The sequence below is a fragment of the Terrabacter ginsenosidimutans genome (assembly GCF_039539425.1).
GTDB classification, from domain to species: Bacteria; Actinomycetota; Actinomycetes; order Actinomycetales; family Dermatophilaceae; genus Terrabacter; species Terrabacter ginsenosidimutans.
The window spans coordinates 23392-39206 of the sequence record NZ_BAABDC010000003.1 but is presented as its reverse complement, the minus strand read 5'-3'; the positions used below and the strand labels follow the sequence as shown (position 1 = coordinate 39206).

Annotated in this window: 16 protein-coding genes; 12 read left to right on the top strand and 4 right to left on the bottom strand. The window is 73.4% G+C overall.

What is annotated here, in order from left to right; translation table 11 throughout:
* Positions 1 to 51 precede the first annotated feature (51 nt).
* The 3 genes from ABD831_RS10465 to ABD831_RS10455 all read left to right on the top strand — a co-directional run bounded on the left by ABD831_RS10465 (position 52) and on the right by ABD831_RS10455 (position 2539).
* On the top strand, positions 52 to 1047 hold the full coding sequence (locus ABD831_RS10465; protein ID WP_344945533.1) for an ArsR/SmtB family transcription factor: 996 nt from the start codon (positions 52 to 54) through the stop codon (positions 1045 to 1047).
* Between the two features lie 57 nt (positions 1048 to 1104).
* Positions 1105 to 2103, top strand: coding sequence for a peptidoglycan-binding protein (locus ABD831_RS10460; RefSeq protein WP_344945531.1), 999 nt, complete (start codon positions 1105 to 1107; stop codon positions 2101 to 2103).
* 115 nt (positions 2104 to 2218) lie between these two features.
* Positions 2219 to 2539: a DUF2853 family protein gene (locus ABD831_RS10455; RefSeq protein ID WP_344945528.1), complete on the top strand. Its 321-nt coding sequence runs from the start codon at positions 2219 to 2221 to the stop codon at positions 2537 to 2539.
* Positions 2540 to 2651: 112 nt separating this feature from the next.
* Here ABD831_RS10455 and ABD831_RS10450 read toward each other — a convergent pair whose 3' ends face one another.
* Positions 2652 to 3605 carry a hypothetical protein gene (locus ABD831_RS10450; RefSeq protein WP_344945526.1) on the bottom strand — a complete coding sequence of 318 codons (954 nt, stop codon included), beginning with the start codon at positions 3603 to 3605 and terminating at the stop codon, positions 2652 to 2654.
* Between the two features lie 160 nt (positions 3606 to 3765).
* Between ABD831_RS10450 and ABD831_RS10445 the strand changes: the two genes are divergently transcribed.
* Entirely contained in the window at positions 3766 to 4434 is a 669-nt protein-coding gene (locus ABD831_RS10445; protein WP_344945523.1) for a cobalamin B12-binding domain-containing protein, read from the top strand.
* A gap of 123 nt (positions 4435 to 4557) precedes the next feature.
* On the top strand, positions 4558 to 4788 hold the full coding sequence (locus tag ABD831_RS10440; RefSeq protein WP_344945520.1) for a hypothetical protein: 231 nt from the start codon (positions 4558 to 4560) through the stop codon (positions 4786 to 4788).
* Here ABD831_RS10440 and ABD831_RS10435 read toward each other — a convergent pair.
* Complete coding sequence (locus ABD831_RS10435; RefSeq protein ID WP_344945517.1) at positions 4772 to 5701, bottom strand: LysR family transcriptional regulator; 930 nt, start codon at positions 5699 to 5701, stop codon at positions 4772 to 4774. The genes ABD831_RS10440 and ABD831_RS10435 overlap by 17 nt on opposite strands.
* 71 nt (positions 5702 to 5772) lie before the next feature.
* Here ABD831_RS10435 and ABD831_RS10430 point away from each other — a divergent pair, with 71 nt between their 5' ends.
* Together ABD831_RS10430 and ABD831_RS10425 are read left to right on the top strand one after the other, a co-directional pair.
* Entirely contained in the window at positions 5773 to 7050 is a 1278-nt protein-coding gene (locus tag ABD831_RS10430) for an MFS transporter (protein WP_344945514.1), read from the top strand.
* Positions 7019 to 9196: an acyltransferase family protein gene (locus tag ABD831_RS10425; protein ID WP_344945511.1), complete on the top strand. Its 2178-nt coding sequence runs from the start codon at positions 7019 to 7021 to the stop codon at positions 9194 to 9196. The genes ABD831_RS10430 and ABD831_RS10425 overlap by 32 nt, the downstream gene beginning before the upstream one ends.
* Here the strand turns inward: ABD831_RS10425 and ABD831_RS10420 are convergent.
* A complete protein-coding gene (locus tag ABD831_RS10420; protein ID WP_344945508.1) occupies positions 9186 to 9878 on the bottom strand; it encodes an SDR family NAD(P)-dependent oxidoreductase in 693 nt (230 codons plus the stop codon). The two genes, ABD831_RS10425 and ABD831_RS10420, sit on opposite strands and share 11 nt — an antisense overlap.
* A 138-nt stretch (positions 9879 to 10016) precedes the next feature.
* Between ABD831_RS10420 and ABD831_RS10415 the strand changes: the two genes are divergently transcribed.
* The gene (locus ABD831_RS10415; RefSeq protein ID WP_344945505.1) at positions 10017 to 10262 is read left to right on the top strand and encodes a MerR family DNA-binding transcriptional regulator; all 246 of its coding nucleotides are present in this window, start codon (positions 10017 to 10019) and stop codon (positions 10260 to 10262) included.
* Positions 10263 to 10397: 135 nt separating this feature from the next.
* Here the strand turns inward: ABD831_RS10415 and ABD831_RS10410 are convergent, their stop codons facing one another.
* Positions 10398 to 11720 (bottom strand): LVIVD repeat-containing protein, encoded by a 1323-nt coding sequence (locus tag ABD831_RS10410; protein ID WP_344945502.1) that lies wholly within the window; start codon positions 11718 to 11720, stop codon positions 10398 to 10400.
* 180 nt (positions 11721 to 11900) lie between these two features.
* Here ABD831_RS10410 and ABD831_RS10405 point away from each other — a divergent pair, with 180 nt between their 5' ends.
* From ABD831_RS10405 to ABD831_RS10390, 4 genes are read left to right on the top strand one after another with little or no spacing between them, the layout of a single operon-like run.
* A complete protein-coding gene (locus tag ABD831_RS10405; RefSeq protein ID WP_344945499.1) occupies positions 11901 to 13019 on the top strand; it encodes an SWIM zinc finger family protein in 1119 nt (372 codons plus the stop codon).
* Positions 13006 to 13206: a hypothetical protein gene (locus tag ABD831_RS10400; protein ID WP_344945496.1), complete on the top strand. Its 201-nt coding sequence runs from the start codon at positions 13006 to 13008 to the stop codon at positions 13204 to 13206. The genes ABD831_RS10405 and ABD831_RS10400 overlap by 14 nt, the downstream gene beginning before the upstream one ends.
* The gene (locus ABD831_RS10395) at positions 13203 to 14720 is read left to right on the top strand and encodes a DUF5691 domain-containing protein (protein WP_344945493.1); all 1518 of its coding nucleotides are present in this window, start codon (positions 13203 to 13205) and stop codon (positions 14718 to 14720) included. The genes ABD831_RS10400 and ABD831_RS10395 overlap by 4 nt, the downstream gene beginning before the upstream one ends.
* Complete coding sequence (locus tag ABD831_RS10390; protein WP_344945490.1) at positions 14717 to 15814, top strand: ATP-binding protein; 1098 nt, start codon at positions 14717 to 14719, stop codon at positions 15812 to 15814. The genes ABD831_RS10395 and ABD831_RS10390 overlap by 4 nt, the downstream gene beginning before the upstream one ends.
* Position 15815: the final 1 nt, after the last annotated feature.

Below are 15815 nucleotides of genomic sequence, written 5' to 3'. Positions count from 1 at the left end.
ACCCTGACGACCCCCGCCCGTCCGCGCTAATGTTTCGGACGGAGGCGAAACATGGGGACCTGGCGCATCTCGGCCGACCTGCTGGCACGGAGCCGCTTCGTCGTGTCCCCGCGCATCGAGACGGTGGCGGCGCTCAACGACCTCGTGCGTCCGAGCGACGCGGCGGGACGCGCCTTCGCCGCCGCGCACCGCGAGTCGTTCGAGGCGATGCTCGCCGAGCACCCCGAGCGACGGGCCGTCCTCGAGCACAGCTGGCGGCCGGGCTGGATCTCCGACTGGCTGGCGCTCCCTCCCGACGGTCCGGGACGCACGTTCGCAGAGGAGATCGGCGACGTGCGGGCGTTGGGAGACAAGCGAGTTCGCGCGTACCTACGTGAGAGCACTCCGGCGTCCACCCTGCCACGCAGCCTGAGCCGACCGGGAACCGCCGAGCACGCGGCGCAGCTGCTCGAGTGGGTGTGGACGCACGCGCTGGCCACCGACTGGGCCCGTCGCGAACGCATCCTCCGGGCCGACATCGTCTCTCGCACAGCCCGACTCGCCACCCACGGCTGGGCGGCTGTGCTGCGCGACCTGGGCCGGGACCGAGAGTGGCTCGGCGACGGCCAGCTGCGGATCAACCGCTTCGACCTGCCCTCACGCGTGCTCGACGACGACGCCGACCTCTACTTCGTCCCGGCCCACGGCACGGCCACCTGGGTCGGCTGGGACCTGCCGAGGCGCTACGCGATCTACTACCCCGTCACCGGAGCGCTCGCCGAGGTCGACGGCCAGGCCGACGACGGGCTCGAGCGCCTCGTGGGGAGCGCCCGCGCCCTGCTGCTGCGCACCCTCGAGGGCCCCTCGAGCACGAGCGCTCTCGTTGCCCGCACAGGTATGCCATTGGGCTCGGTGGGCGACCACCTGAAGGTCCTGCTCGCGGCTGGAACGGTGCTGCGGCGGCGCTCGGGACGCGAGGTGCTCTACTGGCGCACGGCCCTCGGCGACGCGCTCGTGGCGTCCGGACGGGGAGTGCTCCCCATGTACCGCAACGGCGCCCGCCCCTAGCGTCGGCGCTGCGGACGCGTCCGCGTCCTCGTCACCGACACACGCCCAGGGGTCGTCATGTGTGAGCTCCACGAAACCACCAGTCCCGCCGTCGGCCGCCGCACACTGATCCGCGGCGCCGGCGGCCTCCTCCTCGGCGGCGGCCTCCTCTCCGCCACCGCAACCGCCGCCCAGGCCGCGACCTCGCAGAACGGCTGGTCCGCCGGCTCCTCGTCCGTCGTCCCGCTCAGCACCTTGTCGGTCGGCGCGGCGACCTTCCCGGCCGGCGTGCGTCGCGGCGATGTCCACGTCGTCCTCGGCTACGTCGCGCGCCGCTTCGACCGCGAGGTCGAGGCACTCATCAAGGGCTGGTGCTGGGGGCACAGCTACCGCGTCATCTCCGGCAGCACGTCGCTGTCGAACCACTCGAGCGGCACCGCCATCGACCTCAACGCCCCTCGCCACCCGCTCGGCAGGTCGGGTACCTTCAGCGCCACGCAGCGCTCGCACATCCGCTCGATCCTCAACTCCTGCAACGGGGTCGTGCGTTGGGGCGGCGACTACTCGGGCCGCAAGGACGAGATGCACTTCGAGATCAACGTGCGCCCGGGCGACCCGCGGCTCGCGGCCCTGGCCAAGCGCATCGGAGGTGGCGGCGGTACCCCGGCGCCGGCCCCGATCGCATGGACGACGGTCAAGCGCGGCGCGAGCGGCTTCCGGGTCACGGCGATCCAGCACCTGCTGCGCCAGCGCGGCTACAGCCTCGCGGTCGACGGCTCGTTCGGCCCGACGACCCAGAGCCGGGTCATCACCTTCCAGCGCGCCAGGGGCCTGGCCGCCGACGGTGTCGTCGGACCCCGGACGTGGTCGGCGCTCGTCGTGAGCGTCAAGCGCGGTTCGACGGGCCAGGCGGTCGTCGCGGCCCAGAAGCTGTTGACCCACCACGGCTACTCCCTCACCGCGGACGGGGTCTTCGGCGCGATGACGGCGACGAAGACCCAGGCCTTCCAGCAGTCCCGCGGCCTCACCGCCGACGAGGTCGTCGGCGCCCGCACCTGGGCCAGCCTCACCGCCTGACAGCGGCCGCACAGAAGCCTCGGGGTGAACCCTCATCCCGAGGCTCTTCTCATGGGCCCCTGACGGGTTTAGCGTCGCTCCTGTTCCAGCCAATCAACGAAGAGGGGCACGGCACATGGCAGAAGACTGGGCAGCAGACGTCAAGAAGTACTCGCCCGACGCCGACGACGCCGCGATCAAGGGCATCGTCAGGCACTGCGGCATCGCACTCCAGAAGCGTGACTCGTCGCTCGTGTCGTTCAGCGACAAGAGCGAGACCGACCGCGTGCGTGACGGATTCATGAAGAAGAAGCTCGGTCTCACGGACTCCGACGCGGAGCTCGACGCCTCGCTGGCGGAGGTCGGCCAGACGCTCAAGGGCGACCGCACGAAGAACCGCGTCACCGTCTACTACCTGCTGGCCGAGAAGCACGGGAAGCTCGACCTCTTCCGCTGACCCGTCCCTGCGGGAACGCCAGAGCACGTATGCCGTCGGGGCCGGCCCGGCGGCATACCTGCGTCGCGATCCCGGCCACACACGTCGCCGCCCACGCCGACCGTTGCGGGCTCTAGGGCCAGCTGTTGAGCCACGTCGAGCGGGTGCTGACGTAGGGCGAGATCAGGTCCACCAGACCCGGGTCGGCTTGTCCCGCAAGGACGTGCGAGGCGATCCGGCGCGAGGCACCGGCGAGCAAGTCGGCCAGCTGCACCCGCGGGTCGTCCTGCGAGTCGACGAAGCTGATGCCCTGGAGCGCTTCCGAGGACCCGTCGGCGCTCGACCCGACTGCGGTGCGGATGGCCGCGTCGGTCAACGTCGCCTGCACGTCGTGGACCACCCAGAGCGGACGACCTGCCGCTCCCCAGTGCCGCAGCACCTCGGCGAGCGCCGGCACGATCGGGTCGAGGGCGCCCTGCCCACGCGCGACGAGGGCGAGCAGTCCCTCCGGGTCGTCCGGCACCCCCGCGGCCAGGTCGTCGGCGAGGTCCGGAGCCAGTCCGGCGAGGTCGTCCAGGCCGCGACGCAGCGTCTGGGCACTGGCGGCCGCCTCGTCGAGCGAGCGGGCGCGCACGACGTCGTTGAAGTCGCCCAGCACCGCCTCCCACCCCTGCCGGCCCAGGCAGCGCAACGCCGTCCGGTGCAACGTCTCGGCAGTGCGTGCGGCGTCGGGTCCCGGCGGGTGACCGGCGAGGAGCACCGCCATGCGGCCCGTCAGGTGCAGTGCCTTGTCGGTGAGGTGCACGTGGGCGTGGCCGAAGAGCGGGCCCTGGTCACCGAGGAGCCATTCGAGCAGCCGCCGGTTCTGCGACCGCAGGACGACGCTCGCCTTGACCTCCGTCGCGGGCGACCGCGCCTCGATGCGCACGCGCTCGATCGTCTCCAGCGCCACCGCCGTCGTGACGTCGACGCTCGCGTGGGCGAACGTGTCGGTGCTGCCCCGGACGAGCTTCTCGCCCTCCGAGCCGGACTCGTCGCACGCCACCTCGAGGAGGACGGCGGTGCGCGGGAGCGCGGCGGACGGCATACCTCATCCTGTTCGCCCGGCGCGGCCTCGCCAAGTGACTTTGCCCCGGAAGGGCACGATTGGGTCACGACGGTGGGCTTCCCGGCCACAAACGGGTACGACGCGTCAGTTCTGACCCGGGACCCTCGCGGTCCGTGTTCCCGTCGTGAGGAGCCTGCCCATGACCCTGCCGCACCGCACGGCGCCCGGCGACTGGCGCGACGCCCTCGAGGAGACGCTCGAGGCCTTCGACGAGACCGGTGGCCACCGCGTCCTCAGCCAGGTCTTCGAGAAGCTCGGCGTCGAGGACGCGCTCTCGCTCGTCGTGCTGCCCTACCTCCACGACGTCGGCGAACGGTGGTCCGCAGGGTCCATCGGCGTGGCCCAGGAGCACTTCGCGAGCAACGTCCTGCGCTCGCGGCTCTCGCTGCTCATGGGCGACGGAGAGCGCCCCGACGGTCCCCTCGCCGTGCTCGCGTGCATGCCCGGCGAGCACCACGAGTTCGGGCTCATGGCAACAGCCATCGTGCTGTCGCGCCTCGGCTGGCGCGCCTGCTACCTCGGCGCGAACACCCCGACCGCCGAGCTCGCGCACACCTGTCGGGCCCTCGCGCCATCGGCCGTCGTCGTCGCCGCGCACCGGGCCACGGCCTTCGCGGCGCACGCCCCTGCGCTGCGTCGGCTGTCGGGGTCGACGACGGTGCACCTCGCGGCCCGTGGAGCCACGGACGAGGTGGCCGCCCTGTGCGGCGCGACGCGCCTCGACGGCGACCCGGTGTGGGCGGCTCGCGCACTCCACGAGGCCTACGGCAGGTCCGTTCCGGACGTCACCGACACCACCGCGGTCTGAGGTCGGCCGGCCACCCGGACCTCGCCGGCGGCGCGCCCACGCCCGGGCCGTGACTCCCACGGCGATAGGCTCGTTTGCCGTGCCCCGGCACCGTGATCCGCAGGACCGACCGATGGAGCCCCCATGACCGCAGGACCGTCCGGACCTCAGGACCCCATCCAACAGACCGGGCAGGCCGAGCAGGGCCAGCAGGCCGAGCAGGCCGAGCAGGCCGAGCCCGTCGGTTCGGGACTCATGGAGGGCACCGGGAGCAAGCGCCGCGACTCGCGGATCGGCCTCGTCATCGCGTGCATCGCCGGCGCCGCGTTGCTCGTCGGCGGCCTCATCGCCCTCGTCATCACGATGGCCGGCTGAGCGCCGCCAGCGCGACCGACCGCCCCGACCGGGTCACGAACTCCTCGAAGGCCGCGACCGTCGGGTCGTGGGCGGGGTGGCGCACGATCGCGCCGATCGTGCGCAGCGCCTGCGGGTGGTCGAGCCGGACCGGCACGACGTCGCCCTCGGGCGCGAACGCCGGAAGGATCGCCACGCCGAGGCCGGCACCGACGAGCCCCCTTGCGGTGTGGACGTCCTCGGCCTCGAAGCCGACGCGCAGCGGCACCCCGGCGTCGGCGTAGATCTCCTCGACGCGGCCGCGCAGGCCGAAGCCCGTCTTGAGCACGATGAGCTCGTCGCGCGCGACGGCCGCGAGCCGCTCGACGGACACGGAGCCGGCGCCTGCGGCCGGGTGGGAGCGGTGGACGGCGACGACGAGAGGCTCGTCGTAGAGCACGGTCGTCGAGGCACCGGGCAGCTCCGGTGGGGAGGCGACGAGCGCGACCGTGCACCGGCCGGCCTCGAAGTCGTCGAGGGCCTTCTGCCGCGAGCCCTGGGCGAGCTCGAACCGCACGCCGGGAAAACGGTCGCGGAAGCGCCGGATCAGCGCCGGGACGACGGCCTCGCCGAGGAGGGTCTGGAACGACAGACCGACGGTGCCGTGGCCGACCACGCTCGAGCGGGTCACGACGTCCACCCCGCGCTCGAGAGCCCCGACACCCTCCTGCGCGAAGGGCAGCAGGGCGCGGCCGGCCGCAGTCAGCGCGATGCCCCGTCCCTCCCGCTCGACGACCGGCGTGCCGAGGAGGTCGCCGAGCCGGGCCAACGCCCGGCTGACGGTCGGCTGCGGCATGCCGAGCACGGCGGCGGCCGTCGTCACCTGGCCGACCTCGGCGACGACGACGAAGACGGGCAGCAGCCGCACGACGGCCCGGAACTCCGCAGATCTCATGTCCCGATCGTATGAGTCACTCCCCTGACATGCATTGGTGCTCTGCGTCCCAGCGACCTAGCGTCGAGCGCATGACCTGGGCCGGACACCTTCCCTCGAGCCGCGAGTACCGCCGCATCCTCGTCGGGCTCGGGGCCGCCGGCGTCGCGACCTTCGCCCAGCTCTACTCGCCGCAGGGTCTGCTCCCGACCCTCGCCCGCGGGCTCGAGGTGAGCCCGGCCGATGCCGCCCTGTCCGTCTCGCTCGCGACCCTCGGCGTCGCGCTCGCCGTGCTGCCGTGGTCGTGGGTCGCCGACCGCGTCGGCCGGCTGCGGGCCATGCAGGTCGCGATCATCGCCTCGACCGTGCTCGGTGTCCTCGTCGCCCTCGCCCCCGGGATCGAGACGCTGCTCGCGCTGCGCCTCGTCGAGGGCATGGCCCTCGGCGGCCTGCCCGCCCTGGCCGTGACCTACCTCCACGACGAGGTGCACGCCCGGCACACGGCTGCCGCGGCGGCCGCCTACATCTCCGGCACGACCATCGGCGGCGCGGCCGGGAGGCTCATCGCGGGTCCGCTCGCGGGGCTCGTCGGCTGGCGCCCCGCACTGCTCACGGTGGCCGCCGTGTGCGCGGTCGCGTCCGTCGTCTTCCTGCGCCTCATGCCGCGGCCGCAGGGCTACCGACCGACCGGCGCCGCCACGGCCCGGACCGTCGTCGACGGCGTCCGCACGAGCCTGCGCGACCCGGCGCTGCTCGCGCTCTACGCGCAGGGCGCCCTGCTCATGGGTGGCTTCGTGGCGGTCTACAACTACCTCGCCTTCCGGCTCGAGGGGCCGGAGTTCGGGCTGCCGGCGACCGTCGGGTCGCTGATCTTCGCCGCGTATGCCGCGGGCACCGTCAGCTCGCGCCTGACCGGCCGGTGGGTGCCTCGTCTCGGGCGGCGCCGCGTGCTCGTCGCCGGGACGGTGACGATGGCCGCCGGCGCGCTGCTCACCCTCTCCAGCGCCCTGCCCGTGGTCGTCGTCGGACTCCTCGTGCTGACGGCCGGCTTCTTCGCCGCACACGCGACGGCGTCGGCCTGGGTCGGTGCGCGCGCCACGACCGGTCGCGCGCAGGCGACCGCGCTCTACAACGTCTGCTACTACAGCGGCTCCGCGCTCATCGGCTGGCTGCTCGGCTACGCATGGTCCGGCCCGGGCTGGCCCGCCGTCGTCGGTGCGGTCGTGGCGCTCGGTGTCGTCGCGGTGGGCCTCGCCCTCGCCGTGCTCCCCGGGACGTCGCGCGCACGTGCCGGCGTTACGCCCACCCCGACCGCCGACGCGGTGCATGCTGTCCCGCATGAGCGACGGTCCGGTGGGGGGACCACGTAGGGCGGACATCCAGGGCCTCCGGGCCCTGGCGGTGCTCGCCGTCATCGGCTTCCACCTCTTCGGCTGGCCGGGCGGCGGCTACCTCGGGGTCGACGCCTTCTTCGTCGTGTCCGGCTTCGTCATCACCGGCGTCCTCGTGCGCGAGCGGGACCGCACCGGGCGGATCTCGTTGCGCGCCTTCTGGCTCCGGCGGGCGCGGCGCATCCTCCCGCTCGCCCTGCTCGTCATCGTTGCCGTCGTCGCCATCGCTCCGTGGGCATGGGCCGGGGCCAAGGTCGCCTCCATCCGGGGGGACGCGCTCTGGGCCACGCTCTTCGCCGCGAACTGGCACTACGCCGCGCGCGCCGACACCTACTTCGACACGGGGTCCGCGCCGTCGCCGCTCCTGCACTACTGGTCGCTCGGGGTCGAGGAGCAGTTCTATGCCGTGTGGCCGCTGCTCGTCGTGCTCGTGGTCGCCGTCGCGGGCGGGGTGCACCGGCACCGGGCCGCCATCGCCGCTCTCGCCGTCGTCGCAGGCGGTGCGTCGGTCGCGTGGGCGGTCGTGCAGTCCGGGAGCGACCCGACGAGCGCCTACTACTCGACCCCGACCCGCGTGTGGGAGCTCGCGCTCGGCTCCGCCCTCGCCGCGCAGCCCGCCGGAGCGGTCAGGCTGGCTCCCGCTGCCCGCGCGGCACTGTCGTGGGCGGGGCTCGCGACGCTCGTGACGGCATACGTCCTCGTCACTCCGGAGACCGGCAGCCCCTGGCCCGCGGCGCTCGGGGCGGCGGTCGGGACGGCGCTCGTCCTCGTCGCCGGCATCGGCGCTCCCGCACCCGGAGCGGTCCTGCTGACGAACCCGGTCAGCGGCTACCTCGGCGACATCTCCTACGGCCTCTACCTCTGGCACTTCCCGCTCGTCGTGCTCGCACCCGTCGTGCTGGCCGTCACCGGCGCGGTCAGTGCAGCGGCCGTCCTCGCCGGGACGCTCGCACTGGCGGTCATCTCGCACCACCTCGTCGAGCGTCCGGTCCTCGATGCGCCAGGGGTCCGACGGCGCGGGATGCTCGCTGCGGCCATGGGGCTCGTGCTGCTCGTCGTCGGGGTCGCTGGGACCGCGTCGGCCCGGCCCGACCTCCTCTCGGGTGGCACGGTCGTGGCGGCGGCGGAGCCCGACGGCGCCGTGCCACCCCCGCTGGGCGAGGGGCCCGAGTCGCCCGACACCTCGGCCGCTCCCACCCCCGCCACGACGGCGCAGTCCCCGACCACGCGCCCCTCCCCCACCGCGACACCGACAGCCACCGGCTGGGCACCGGTTCCCCTGGGCGTCACGGGAACCCGGATCCAGGACGGACTCCGCGGCGCTCTCGGGTCAGGGTCGTGGCCGGCCGACCTCAACCCGTCACCGGACCAGTGGCAGACGACCGCCGACCAGCGGGCCGAGATGAGTGCGTGCACGGCGACCGACGCCGCGGACCCCGAGTCGTGCACCTTCGGCAACCGCAAGGGCCCCGAGATCATCGTCTACGGCGACTCCATCGGCTTCCCGCTCCTCGCGACGGTCGAGAAGGCCTACGGCAAGACCTACAAGGTGCGCGGGATGACGAAGATCGCTTGCGCCGTCAACGGGGTCGACGCGAACTACGGCAAGGACGAGTGGGCGCTCCCCTGCGTCGACCACCGGAAGATGGTGCTCGACTACGTGCGGCGGGTGAAGCCGAAGGTCCTCATCATGACCGAGACGTACTCGTGGGCGGTGCGTCTCACGTCGAAGGCGAAGGGCGCGGCCTCGGCGAAGGAGTGGCTCGCCGCCGACCAGGCGTTCGTCGACTCGGTGCGTGGGAACGTCGGCACCGTCGTCATCGTCGCGCCGTCGATGCCGGGGGTCGCGTTCCTCGACTGCTACCGACCGGGCGGCTCGCCGAGGAGGTGCGTCACCGGCATACCGGCGTGGTGGGAGCGGACGCGCGACGTCGAGAAGAAGGTGCAGCACGCCGTCTTCGTCGACACGACGCACTGGTACTGCGTCGACGGCCGCTGCCCGATCTTCACGACGACGACGGGGACGGTCCTCAAGGGCGACTACCTCCACACGTCGGTGCAGTACGCGCGACAGCTCGCGCCGGACCTCGCCTACCTGCTCAGGGCGTCCGGCGTCAGGCTGTGAACGCCGCCGACGGCAGGTCGCGCTCGTCGTCGGCGAGGGCGCGCACGACGCGCTCGGCCACCGACTCGGGGTCGCGCCCCTGCGGCAGCCGCGGCGCCTCACCGGCGACCGGCCGGGTCGCGAGGCCCGTCTCGGTGTGCGGAGGGCGGACGTCGAGGACGCGGATGCGGCGCCGGCGCAGCTCCGTCGCGAGCGCTGCGTCGAACGCCGTGAGCCCGGCCTTGGCGGCGCTGTAGGCTGCCATGCCGGGCATCGCCTTCTCGGCGACGACGGCACTGACCTGCGCGAGGAAACCGCCCTCGGGGATGACGCCGAGCGCGGCCCGGGCCAGGCGGATCGGTGCGACGAGGTCGAGCAGCAGCACCTCGTCGAGGGTGTCGTCGTCGAGGTCCTCGACGGCCCCGAACGCGACGACGCCGGCAGCGTTGACGACGCCGGTCAGCGGTGCGGCGTCGGCGGCGACCCGCACGACCGAGGCAGGCCCGTCGGGCCTCGTCAGGTCGGCCACCGCCGTGGTGACCACGGCGGCGCCGAGCTCGTCGGCGAGCGCCTGCAGGCGCGTCTCGTCCCGGCCGGAGAGGCTGACCCGCGCGCCCGACGCCACGAGCCGCCTGGCGATCGCTCCGCCGAGCCCACCTGTCGCGCCGAGGACGAGGACATGGGCTGCGGCGAGATCGGTCACCGGGTCATCATCACCCGGGTCGCCACTCTCCGGAAGGTGCGCAGAAATCGGCGGCATCTCCCGGGCCTGCGGAGGGGGAAGTTGGGTCAGACTGGTGGAGCAGCGTCACGGGGGCGCGGATTCTCGGGGGAGAGCACGATGGCAGAGACGCATTCGTCCATCACTGGTCGCGACACGGAGCTGATGGCGCCGCACGAGGTCGCCGAGATCTTCCGGGTGTCTCCGGCCACCATCACTCGTTGGGCCCGCATCGGTCTGCTGCCGTCCACCCGGACTCCCGGCGGCCATCGCCGGTTCGAGCGCAGCTGCGTCGTCGGGCACCTGGAGCGCCTGGCCCGCGAGGGCGACGACGACCGCGCGCGGGCTGCCCTCAGCGACGGCTGATCGGGCCTCAGCGGCCCCACGGACGGGAGGCACCGCGGACCGAGGGACACGGCATACGCCCTCGCGCACGGAGCGGGGCCCCCTCCGTCCGGAGAGGACCCCGCTCCCTGTCCACCCGACAGGAACGCCTGCCGGTCAGTCGAGCAGGTAGTCCTGGGTCTGCGGGTTGAGCCACGGCAGCTGCTTCGCACCCGCCACGGCCTTGTTGCTGAACCGGAGCGTGTCGACGCCCCGGGAGATGTCGTTGGCGACGATGAGGCCGTTGTACCAGTAGGTCGACCACTGGTTGGAGCGCATGTCGTAGTAGCCGATCTCCTGGGGCTTCGCCGGGTTCGTCAGGTCGACCACGGAGGTGCCCGAGCCGTAGGCCGACGAGACGAGGACGTAACGATCAGCCAGCGGCACGTAGTTGAAGTTGTGGTACGTGTTCGGCTCGGCACGCGGAATCCGCAAGTGGCTCAAGGCCTTCGACGGGTCGGCGACCGAGTAGGTCCACAGGGCGCCGAAGGGCTCCTTGGCCGGGCCGAAGTACTCGTCCCCGAACGTGACGTAACGGCCGTCGGGCGTGAACGCGGCCGAGTGCCAGATGTCGACGTCAGGCGTGTCGATGTTCGCGGTGACGACCGGGTGCAGCGGGTCGGAGATGTCCCAGAGCTGGCCCTGCGAGAGGCAGGCCGCCGCCGCGAGCTTCTTCGGCGCGAGAACGGTGATGTCGTGGCAGGCGAAGAACGGTGTGACGCCTTGGGCGGCGCCGAAGAGGTCGACGCCCTTGATGGTCGGCTCGCTGACGACGCGCGCGCCGGCCCCTGCCGCCGCGTCGTCGCCGTCGACCTCGATGACCGAGATGTGCTCGAACGGCGGCTGGCAGTCAGGACCGATGTTGCTCGCCGACAGCGGGTAGGACGCGACGTAGACGTAGGCCTTGTCACCCTCGCCGGGGACCAGGGTGTTGGTGTGCGAGCCGCAGTCGGTGCGCACCCCCTTGATGAACCTCGGTGCGGCGGGGTCGCTGATGTCGAAGACGCGGATGCCCTCGAACGCGCCAGGCGTCTTGGCCGTGACGTTCGTCGAGCCTTCACAGCCCACGGTGCTCTGCGGGGTGTCGACGGACAGGAAGAGCAGGTCGCCGTGGACGGTGACGTCGCCCTGCGGTCCGTTGCAGTGGACGTCGGCCAGCTCGACCGGTGCGCCGGGCTCGGCGAGGTCGATGACGCGGAAGCCGCCGTAGTGGCCGGCGAAGGCGAGGGTGCCCTTGAAGGCGAGGTCGGAGTTGACCCCGCCGGTGTGGGCAGCGGTGCTCAGCAGGTGCATGTCCCTGCTGTAGCCGTCAGCCGCGCTGGCCGGTGGCGGCGGCGGGATGCTCCCGTCGTCCCACGGCTCGTGGGCTGCTGCTGGGAGGGCCGTCGCGAGGGCGACGGTCGCGGCGGCGACCGCGACGAGGGTTCGGATCTTTCGCATTGGGTGAGTCCTCCTGCGAGTGACCGCTCTCCCCCCGAGCCGGGAGCGATCGATGACTGCACGGGGCCGGTCGGCTCCGGCTCGGCCATGCTGGCACGAAACGGACATATCGGCGCGTCGAGCGACTGCGGGCGCCAACCTCCAGCGGTTGTGGGAGGTGTCGGTCATGATGTCCGAGTCATGACGCGATGGACTGCCCAGCAGGTGGCCGGCCTGGCCCCCGACGCCTCGTCGCTGGCCGCTGCCCGCAAGCTCGCGCGCCCGGGGCCGTGGTCCGACACGGGGTCCACCGAGACCCTGCTGTGGGGCAAGTGCCAGGGGTCGGGCAAGACGCCGTACCAGGTGAGCATCGACCTCGTCGGGCCCGCGTTCCGCTGCTCGTGCCCGAGCCGCAAGTTCCCGTGCAAGCACGGCCTCGCGCTGCTGCTCCTCTGGGTCGACGGGTCGGGCTCGGTCGCGGATGCCGAAGAGGTGGCCGGTTTCGCGCAGGAGTGGGCTGCCGAGCGGTCGGCGCGCGCCGAGGCGAAGGCGGCCGGCGACGCAGCCGGCCCCAGCCGGACGCCCGACCCCGCAGCGGCAGCCAAACGGCTCGAGGAGCGGCTCGCCCTCATGGACGGCGGCATGGACGACTTCGCCCGCTGGCTCACCGACCTCGCCCGCAGCGGCACGGCGGCCGCGCGGCACCAGTCCTACGCGTGGTGGGACGGCACGGCAGCCCGGCTCGTCGACGCACAGCTGCCCGGCCTCGCCGACGACGTGCGCTCCGTCGGCGGTGTGGTGAGCGGCAGGCCCGACTGGGCCGAGCGCCTCCTCGTCGCCCTCGGTCGCTGGTGGACGGCGACGCGGGCCTGGGCCGCTCGTGAGTCGCTCGGTGAGGCGCAGATGGGAGACCTGCGCGCCTACCTCGGCTGGTCGACGAGCACCGAGTCGGTGCGCCGGGCCGACGCCGTGACCGACCGGTGGCTCGTCCTCGGCGCGCACCGCAGCGACGACGGCCGCCTGCAGCAGCAGCGAACCTGGCTGCGCGGCGACGCGACCGGCGAGACGGTGCAGGTGCTCGACTTCGCAGCGGGTGGGCAGGTGCTTCCCGTCGCGCGCGTCGTCGGCTCGAGCCTCGACGCGACGGTCGCGCTATCCCGGCGCCGCCGTGCGTCGCGCCCTCTTCGTCGACGAGCCCGCGTTCTCCGACGAGAGCGTGCGTATGCCGTCCGGCGCGTCCCTCGAGCACGCGCGGTCGGCGGCGGCCGCGGCTTGGGGCCAGAACCCTTGGGCGCGAAGGGTGCCCGTGGTCCTGGCTGATGTGCGCGTCGGCGTCGACCGTGTCGTCGACGCCGAGGGTGCGAGCGTGCCGCTCACCGACGACGCCGACGTCTGGTCGCTGCTCGCGCTGACCGGGGGTCGTCCGGCACAGGTCTTCGGCGAGCTCGAGGAGTCACGGCTGCGGCCGCTGACCGTCGTGGTCGGCGGGGAGGTCGTGGGACTGTGAGCGACCTCGACACGTGGTGGCGCGACGTCGGCAATGTCGCCCTCCTGGGCACGGCGCGACGCCCCGTCCCGCCGCTGCCCGACCTCGGACCGGCCGGCGTGCACCCCCGTGCGGTCGAGGGGCGGCGCGAGGAGGCGCTGCTCGACGCCGCGGCCCTCGGCGGAGCCGCCCTGCGCGCCGGCCGGCGGCTGGAGCACTCGGAGCCGCCCAACGCGGCTCCCGACGACCACCGCCCGGCCGCCCCGCGGCGGGCCGTGCAGCTGCTCGAGCTCGTCATGACGCAGCCGCCCGCGGGCGCCGCGCAGCGCACCGGTCTGCTGCTGCACTGGCTGCGCGCCGCTGACGACGCCGGCTGCCGCGTGCCGCATGCCCTGCTGCCGACCCTGCTCGGTCTGGCCACCGGGTCGCGGGAGCTGCGCCGCCCCACGGCGGCCGTGCTCGACGAGCGCGGCCGGTGGCTCGCGCGGCTGCGCGAGGAGTGGTCGTGGGTCGAGGACGCCGCGGCCGGGGCAGAGGCGCGCAGCGCGTCGCGCACCGACGGTGCGCCGGATGCGGACGCGTGGGCTCGTCTCCCGTCGACCGACCGCGTCGCCGTGCTCGCCGGCCTGCGCGCCCACGATCCGGCCGCCGCCCGCGAGCTGGTCGGCTCGACGTGGGCCACCGACTCGGCTCGCGACCGGCGGGCGCACCTCGAGGCACTGCGCATCGGGCTCGGCACCGACGACGAGCCTCTCCTCGAGACGGCGCTCGACGACCGCGCCGGCACCGTGCGTGAGGTCGCGGCCGAGCTGCTCGAGGCGCTGCCGGGCTCGGCCCGCGCAGCACGGATGGCCGACCGGCTTCGTCCCCTCGTCCGGCGCACCGGCCTGCTCGGCCGGGGCCTCGAGGTCCTGCTACCCGACGAGCCGGACCCGGCCGGGGTGCGCGACGGGCTCGGCAAGACGCCTCCGCGGCGCTCGGCCCGCGGGTGGTGGCTCGAGCAGATCTGCGCCGGCGCCCCGCTCGAGGTCTGGGCCGAGCTGACGGGTGCCGACCCGTCTGCGGCGGTCAAGCGCCTCACCGACGCGCAGGCGACGGACGCCCTGGCCGGCATACGCCGTGCCGTTCTCGCCCGACGCGAACCCGGTTGGGCGACGGTGCTGCTCGAGCGGGGCTGGGACCCGGCGCTCGTGCCCCTCCTACCCCGCGAGCGCCGCGAGCGGGCCGTGCTGGTGCGCGTCGACGCGACGAGCAGCAAGCCGCACCACGCCGCGGCGGTCATCGCGGCCGTCGAAGCCCCGTGGTCGCCGGACTTCAGCGTCGCGCTGGTGTCCCGTCTCCGGGCCGCACAGCTCGGATCCGCGATCGTCGTCGCGACGATGCCCTACCTCGTCGCCGGGCTGCACCCCGCCGCGCTCGACCCGGTCGAGCGCTGGCTCGAGTCGACCGGCGCCGACCAGACCCTCACGACCAACCTGCGCAACCTGCTCCAGTTCCACTCCTTCAAGCGATCGATCACCGAGGCCTTCAGATGAGCGAGTCACTCTCCACCACCACGGTTCTGCGGGCCCACGCCGAGGACGCGTATGCCGCCGAGCTGGCTGCCCTGGCGGCCTCCGACGACCGGCCGCGCCCACCCCGGTGGAAGCTGTCGCCGTGGGCCGTCACGACCTACCTCCTCGGCGGCACGCTCGACGACGGCACCGAGATCACGTCGAAGTACCTCGGGTCGCGCCGGCTCATGGAGGTCGCCGTGGCCTCGCTCGCCACCGACCGGGCCCTGCTGCTCCTCGGCGTGCCCGGAACAGCGAAGACGTGGGTCAGCGAGCACCTCGCAGCTGCAATCAGCGGCTCGTCGACCCTCGTCGTCCAGGGCACGGCGGGCACCCCTGAGGAGTCGCTGCGCTACGGCTGGAACTACGCCCGGCTGCTCGCCGAGGGTCCGACCCGCGGCGCCCTCGTGCCGAGCCCGGTCATGCGCGCCATGGAGACCGGCACGCTCGTGCGCATCGAGGAGCTGACCCGCATCCCGGCGGACGTGCAGGACGCCCTCATCACGATCCTGTCGGAGAAGCACCTGCCGATCCCCGAGCTCGACTCGGAGGTGCAGGCGCAGCAGGGCTTCAACGTCATCGCGACCGCCAACAACCGCGACAAGGGCGTCAACGACCTGTCGTCGGCGCTCAAGCGGCGCTTCAACACACTCGTGCTTCCCCTGCCCGACACGCTGGCGCAGGAGGTCGAGATCGTGCGCACCCGCGTCGACTCCCTCGGCCGGTCGCTCGAGCTGCCGCCCGGCCTCGAGTCGCTCGCCCAGATCGAGCGCGTCGTCACGATCTTCCGCGAGCTGCGCTCGGGCGTCACGGCCGACCAGCGGACGACGGTGAAGTCCCCGTCCGCGACGCTGTCGACGGCCGAGGCGATCTCGGTCATGACCAACGGCCTGTCGCTGGCCGCGCACTTCGGCGACGGCGTGGTCCGGGCCGACGACGTCGCGGCGGGCTTGGTCGGCGCAGTCGTCAAGGACCCGGTCCAGGACCGGATCGTCTGGCAGGAGTACCTCGAGACCGTCGTCAAGGACCGCAGGGAGTGGACCGACCTCTACCGCGCCTGCCGCGAGCTCGGCTGAC

Bases quoted from the DNA above. Each gene is read 5' to 3' on its own strand.
- ABD831_RS10430 (WP_344945514.1), top strand. From the start codon at position 5,773: ATGACCTGGGCCGGACACCTTCCCTCGAGCCGCGAGTACCGCCGCATC.
- ABD831_RS10445 (WP_344945523.1), top strand. From the start codon at position 3,766: ATGACCCTGCCGCACCGCACGGCGCCCGGCGACTGGCGCGACGCCCTC.
- ABD831_RS10450 (WP_344945526.1), bottom strand. From the start codon at position 3,605: ATGCCGTCCGCCGCGCTCCCGCGCACCGCCGTCCTCCTCGAGGTGGCG.
- ABD831_RS10415 (WP_344945505.1), top strand. From the start codon at position 10,017: ATGGCAGAGACGCATTCGTCCATCACTGGTCGCGACACGGAGCTGATG.
- ABD831_RS10390 (WP_344945490.1), top strand. From the start codon at position 14,717: ATGAGCGAGTCACTCTCCACCACCACGGTTCTGCGGGCCCACGCCGAG.
- ABD831_RS10455 (WP_344945528.1), top strand. From the start codon at position 2,219: ATGGCAGAAGACTGGGCAGCAGACGTCAAGAAGTACTCGCCCGACGCC.
- ABD831_RS10435 (WP_344945517.1), bottom strand. From the start codon at position 5,701: ATGAGATCTGCGGAGTTCCGGGCCGTCGTGCGGCTGCTGCCCGTCTTC.
- ABD831_RS10440 (WP_344945520.1), top strand. From the start codon at position 4,558: ATGACCGCAGGACCGTCCGGACCTCAGGACCCCATCCAACAGACCGGG.
- ABD831_RS10460 (WP_344945531.1), top strand. From the start codon at position 1,105: ATGTGTGAGCTCCACGAAACCACCAGTCCCGCCGTCGGCCGCCGCACA.
- ABD831_RS10405 (WP_344945499.1), top strand. From the start codon at position 11,901: ATGACGCGATGGACTGCCCAGCAGGTGGCCGGCCTGGCCCCCGACGCC.
- ABD831_RS10410 (WP_344945502.1), bottom strand. From the start codon at position 11,720: ATGCGAAAGATCCGAACCCTCGTCGCGGTCGCCGCCGCGACCGTCGCC.
- ABD831_RS10465 (WP_344945533.1), top strand. From the start codon at position 52: ATGGGGACCTGGCGCATCTCGGCCGACCTGCTGGCACGGAGCCGCTTC.
- ABD831_RS10425 (WP_344945511.1), top strand. From the start codon at position 7,019: ATGAGCGACGGTCCGGTGGGGGGACCACGTAGGGCGGACATCCAGGGC.